4 protein-coding genes and 1 pseudogene are annotated in these 5262 nt (G+C 72.2%); all 5 read right to left on the bottom strand.

Annotation, left to right across the window (positions count from 1 at the left end; all coding sequences use genetic code 11):
- Positions 1-76: 76 nt before the first annotated feature.
- Positions 77-616, bottom strand: coding sequence for an orotate phosphoribosyltransferase (gene pyrE, locus ACFWEP_RS31145; protein ID WP_387375115.1), 540 nt, complete (start codon positions 614-616; stop codon positions 77-79).
- Between the two features lie 32 nt (positions 617-648).
- The gene (locus ACFWEP_RS31140; protein WP_387375114.1) at positions 649-1440 is read right to left on the bottom strand and encodes an aldose 1-epimerase; all 792 of its coding nucleotides are present in this window, start codon (positions 1438-1440) and stop codon (positions 649-651) included.
- Between the two features lie 80 nt (positions 1441-1520).
- Positions 1521-2495: a carbon monoxide dehydrogenase gene (locus ACFWEP_RS31135; RefSeq protein WP_387375112.1), complete on the bottom strand. Its 975-nt coding sequence runs from the start codon at positions 2493-2495 to the stop codon at positions 1521-1523.
- A gap of 33 nt (positions 2496-2528) precedes the next feature.
- Positions 2529-4127, bottom strand: a complete 1599-nt coding sequence (locus tag ACFWEP_RS31130; protein WP_387375111.1) for a polyamine aminopropyltransferase — start codon at positions 4125-4127, stop codon at positions 2529-2531.
- Between the two features lie 303 nt (positions 4128-4430).
- Positions 4431-4946, bottom strand: a pseudogene (locus tag ACFWEP_RS31125) (DUF2617 family protein); the annotation flags it as partial.
- Between the last annotated feature and the right edge of the window lie 316 nt (positions 4947-5262).

The raw sequence follows: 5262 nt of genomic DNA, 5'->3' as shown, positions 1-5262 counted from the left end.
GGGGTCCACTGTTTCAGTTGAAACAGTGCACCCCGGAGAAAACCGCAGGTCAGAGCGTCAACTCGCCCTCGTGGACTCAGGCCAGGTCGAGATCGGCGACCGAGTAGACGTGCAGGTACGGCAGTCCCGCCTCGGCGATGGCCGGGGCGGCGCCCCGCTCCACGATCACGGCGACGGCGACGACCTCGCCACCGGCCTCGCGGACGGCTTCGACGGCGGTCAGCGGCGATCCACCGGTGGTCGAGGTGTCCTCGACCACCAGGCAGCGGCGGCCCTTCACGTCGGTGCCCTCGATACGGCGCTGCATCCCGTGCGCCTTCTGCGCCTTGCGGACGACGAAGGCGTCCAGCGTCTTACCGCGCGCCGCGGAGGCGTGCAGCATCGAGGTGGCGACCGGGTCGGCACCCAGGGTCAGACCGCCGACGCAGTCGAAGTCCAGCTCGGCGGTGGCGTCGAGCATGACCTGGCCGACCAGCGGCGCGGCCTTGCCGTCCAGCGTGATCCGGCGCAGGTCGATGTACCAGTCGGCTTCAAGACCCGAGGAGAGGGTCACCTTGCCGTGCACCACGGCCTTGTCCTTGATCTGCTGGAGCAGGTCAGCGCGTACGTCAGTCATACCGTCGAGAGTACGTGGCGGAGTCGGCTTCCTCAGAGCCGAGCCCAGCTCCAGGTGGTCGCCATCTCCAGCGGCTCGATCGGCGTGACCAGGCGCGGAGTGGAATTCAGCCCGTTCGGCGGGCCGGACTGCGGCTCCACGCAGAGCGCCTCGTGCTGCTCGTCGTAGATCACGACCCACTCGTCGCGGCTGGTGACCGTCAGTTCCAGCTGCTCCGGCCAGGTGACCGTGGCCTTGACCCCGTCCGGCATCCCGAAGCAGTCGTCCCAGGGGCCGGGGAGCGGTTCGATGCGCTGCCCGGTCGGCATGTGGTCCGCGCCGCGCTCCTCCTGCCAGGCGGCGTCGAAGGAGAGCCGGGCGTCCTGGCCACCGATGTTGCGCAGGAACCAGGGGTGCCAGCCGGCCTGCGCCGGGAAGGAGTCGCGTGCCGTCTCCACGGACATCCGGATCGTCAGGGCGTCCCCGGAGAGTTCGAAGGTCTGCGTCACCCGCCCCTGGTACGGCCACGGTTCGGCGAGGTCGTAATAGAAGGCGGCCTCGCCCTCCACCTCGCGCGCGGTGGTCCAGGAGGTGTCGCGGCCGGTGCCGTGGATGGCGTGCGGCGGCGAATTGAGCGGCAGGGTGTGCACCGTGTCGCCGTTGCGGAACTCGCCGTACGCGGTTCTCCCGACCCAGGGAACCATGGGGAAGCAGCCGTACCGCTCGCCCTGCCGCAGCAGTTCGGTGCCTCCGATCCGCAGGCTGGTGATACGGCACCCTCGGACGGGGTCGATGGTCAACTCGGCGTCGCCGGCTGTCAGCCGGACGCTCTTCTCGCTACTCACGGAACGACCCTAAGGGGTTGACCCGCCCTTCGTGGTGGATCGATGCCCGACGTCAGGTGCGGTGCGACCGCACCGGCGCCTCACCTCCGGCGCCGCAGCGCCCGTCCCACCACCACGGCGGAGGCGAGGGCGAGGACCGCCGCCGGGGCCGCCCACCGCAGGGTGGAGGAGGCGCTGGTCGCCTCCGGCGAGGGCACGGGTGCGTACCGGCCGCGCGGCGGCGCGTGGTCCACCTCCTCGGCACTCCGCCCGATCATGGTGCGCCGGGCGTGCGCGGCCTCGGCCGGCGGTTCGTCCGGGACGGCGAACTCGATACCGGCGCCCGCGTCGAGCGAGGAGGGCGGCACCGGGGCGTCGAAGAGGTACCCGGCGCCCTCGTCGGACGGGGAGGCCGCGTCGCCCCGGTCCGGACGTGTCTCGGCGTCCGCCCGGGCCTCGATGCCGGTGCTGGTGTCGGTGTCCTCGTACGGTGCGCTGCCGGGGGCGGTGCCGGTGCTCCTGCCGTCCTCACCTCCGGACGAACCGGGTGCCCCGGGTGTCTCGCGCCTCTCCCCGGCCTGGGAAGGGTGGCTCTCGTGGGCGCCCAGACTCTCCGTGACGAGCTGCTGGGTGAAGCGGTCGAGCAGTCGGCGGGCGGCGGCGTGTACGGCTTCGGCGTCCAGTTCGGCGAGCCGCCCGTCCCCCGTGGCCGTGCCGGTGTAGCGGATCGTCGTGCCCGACGCGCCCGGGGCGTCGCTCCCGGTCTTGCTCACGGCGTCGCCGCCGGCCGAGTCGTCGAGGGTGATCGTCAGGGCCAGCTTCACCGATCCGGCGCCCCGGGCAGCCGTGCCCTCCCCGGTGACCGAGACGGTGTACTCGTCCGTCGCGGTCAGCTCCAGGGCGCCCCGGTAGGTGATCGTGTGGCCGTCCACCCGGAACCTCAGCCGGCCGGCGAGCGCCTCGGACGCACCCGCGTCCTGCTGGAGGGACGGGACACAGCGTGCCACCCGGGCGGGGTCGCCGAGCGCGCTCCGCAGGGACGCGACCGGAACCGGAACGAACACCTCATGCTCCATGAAACCGAGCCTACTCACGCTCCGGCCCTCGCGTCAGGTCTCCGAGGCGTAGCGCGGATGCAGCAGCGTGGACGGCGGCCGGGCGGGCATCCGAATCCCCTCCGCGGCCCGTCCGGCGGCCGCGAGCTTCTCCGCGTCGAGCGACCGCAGGGCGGGGGTCCGGGAGCCGAGCCCCAGCACGGGCGCCGCCCCGCCCGGAGCCGCCAGCACGAAGCCCCAGTCCTCCGCGGCGTCCGTGTGGCCCGGCACCCGGTCCGGGCTCGCGAACCCGGACCGCCGCCCGAGAACCCGGTACGGGCGGGTGGCCATGCCTCCCGCCCGTACGGACGCGTCCACCGTCCAGTAGGTGTGCGGGCGCTTCCCCGGCGGCCCCGCGTGCACCACGAACCGGCCGCCGGGGGCGACCACCCGCATGACCAGACCGTAGAACTCGGCCGAGTAGAGCTTGGTGCTCGCCGTGATGCCCGGGTCCGGCAGATCGGATATGACCACGTCGTAGCGCTCGTGGGCGGACCTCAGCCAGGTGAACGCGTCCGCCGTGACCGCCGTCAGCCGTGGGTCCTCGTAAGCGCGGCCGTTGAGAGCGGAGAGTGCGGGGTCGGTACGGGCCAGGCGGGTGACCCCCGGGTCCAGCTCGACCACCGTCACCCGGGTCACGTCGGGGTAGCGCAGCGCCTCGCGGGCGGCCAGCCCGTCCCCGCCGCCGAGGACGAGCACCCGGGCGTGCGGCCCCTTCATCGCGGGGTGCACGAGGGCCTCGTGGTACCGGAACTCGTCGCGGGCCCTGACCCGCAGCCGGCCGTCGAGGTAGAGGTCGAGGGAGTCGCGCCCCGCGCCGGTGAGGACGACCTCCTGCACCCCGGTCCGCACCGCGACCCGCACCTCGTTCCCGTACACCGCCCGGCGCGCTGCCCTCTCGAAGTCGTCCACCAGCAGGGTGGCGGTGGCCAGGAGCGCCATCGCGCAGACCCCGGCGAGGACGAGGAGCCAGCGGGACCGTGCGGTGAGGTCGCGGCGGAAGAGCCAGAGGATCAGGGCCCCGCCCGCCGCCGCGTTGACCGCCCCGGTGAACAGCGCGCCGGTCAGCTGCCCCAGCATCGGCAGCAGCAGGAAGGGGAAGGCCAGCCCGCCCACCAGGGCGCCCACGTAGTCCGCCGCGAACAGATCGGCGACGGTCCCGCCCGCGTCCTGCCGGTCGACCCGCTGGATCAGCGTCATCAGCAGGGGGATCTCGGCCCCGATCAGGACGCCGATCGCCACCGAGAACCCGACCAGCGCGACGCGTGACTCCCCGAGCCAGGCGAAGGAGGCGTACAGCACCAGGGCGGAGAACCCGCCGACCAGCGCGAGCGCCACCTCGATCAGGGCGAACCCCACGGCGGCGTGACAGCGCAAACGTTTCGCGAGGAGCGAGCCGATCCCCATCGCGAAGACCATCACGGAGAGCACCACCGACGCCTGCGTCACCGAGTCGCCGATCAAGTACGAAGCCATGGCGACCAGTTCGAGTTCGTACACCAAGCCGCAGGCTGCGCAGACGAACACGGAGGCCAGCACGAGGAATCGGCCGGTCCGCGGGTGTACGGGGAGGGGCGCCGCACCCCGGAGAAGGGGCACCTGCTGGTCGATCATGCCCGGAACGCTACGTCACGATTCGTTCGCACCCTGTCACCCGCAAGGGTGCACATGAGGCTCCCGAGCGAGCGCCCGGCGCGCGCCGACCGCCCACCGGCGCACGCCAACGCCCCGCACGCCGCGCGTATTTCGGTCATCTCAGAGCGACAGCACGGGCACGCCGGACGCGGCGGAGACGGCCGGCGCGACGGTGGAAGCGACCGGAAAGACCGCCGCCCTCTTACGCGTCGGCTGCGCCATCAGCGCCGGGACACCCGGCACTCCCGCCACCGCACCGGGCCGCACCGAACCCCCGGGCAGCGCCGGAATCCGCACCCCGAACCGGGTCCGCGTCACCACCAACTGCCCTTCCTGCGGGTACGCGTGCCAGGTACGCCACCGCACCTGGCCCTCGGAGCGCTGCGCCAGCATCGCGGTGAAGGCGTACGGGCTGCCCGGAAACGTGCCCGCCAGACCGTGCGGGTGCTCGGCCACCAGGGCGAGCAACTCCTGCGCCCGCGCGGCGAACTGCACCTCACTGAGGGTCTCCACACGCGCGGCGAACTCGTACTCCCGGTCGCCGAGTTGCTCGGCCACCCCGAGGGGCAGCGGAGTGCGGCTGCCCGGGAGACAGGCCACGGTCTCCGAACAGGTGGTGCCGCCACCCTCCTCCTCCAACAGGACCTGATGAGAGGCACCGAGCAGCCTCAACTGCATGGTGGTGCCGCCGAGCTGGAGATCCAGCACGGCGAGGGCGGGCAGCGGCTCCCTGCCGAGCGCCCACGCCAGATCGGCAGCGCGGGTATCGGAATAGGCCGTCTGAAGGGACGTGAGCATGGGTCGGCTCCGCAAACGCAGGGACACATGAGCAGGGGGCGCCACCGGAGGTCTGACCTGAGGGAGGTGGGAAGCGCCCGATCCGGCCCAACTGGGGTCCGTGGGCTGAAATGTTCTGTCAAACGAGGGAATCACGAACTACGCCGCATCCACCGCGCTTTTGACCAACTTGACGTGGTTTCCATCCCCTGGGGGGCAATACAGCTCAACTGTTCAACCAGAACGCCCCCGCGCGCCTCCCGGTCGCACCCTCCGGCCCACCCGCACACATCGAAGATCCACAACAGGGCGGGGCTCGGCCGGAGTTGATCAACTC

Origin of the sequence: Streptomyces sp. NPDC060198 (assembly GCF_042728415.1) — a bacterium.
Lineage (GTDB): Bacteria > Actinomycetota > Actinomycetes > Streptomycetales > Streptomycetaceae > Streptomyces.
The sequence above is the reverse complement of the archived record's forward strand: the minus strand, read 5'-3'. Positions and strand labels throughout refer to the sequence as shown.